The organism is Psychrobacter sp. W2-37-MNA-CIBAN-0211 (assembly GCF_040309405.1).
Taxonomy (GTDB): Bacteria; Pseudomonadota; Gammaproteobacteria; order Pseudomonadales; family Moraxellaceae; genus Psychrobacter; species Psychrobacter glaciei.
The window spans coordinates 1-271 of record NZ_JBEOOU010000205.1; the positions used below are offsets into that span (position 1 = coordinate 1).

Genomic DNA, 271 nt, shown 5'->3' on the forward strand with positions numbered 1-271 from the left:
GGTCGGACTCGGGGATGCGCACACAAGCATCGCGGTCCTCAAAGCCCCAGCTCGCCCGCGTCGCAGCGTTGACCGTGCCGCCCAGGCGGCGGAAGGCGTTGTGGTTGGGCGAGAAAATCGGCATGCAGTGGGGAAGCAATTCCAGGCAACCGGCCACGGCGTGGCGCAGCGGCTGCTGCTGATGGGCCGCGAGCAGGTTATTGCCCGCCGCATCGTAAAGGCTGACATGCACATGCATGCCGCTGCCGGGAAATTGCAGGTAGGGCTTGGC

At 66.1% G+C, this 271-nt stretch carries 1 pseudogene; it reads right to left on the minus strand.

The features are described 5' to 3' along the window. Window positions 1-271, minus strand: a pseudogene (locus AAEY72_RS14920) (glutamine synthetase); the annotation flags it as partial.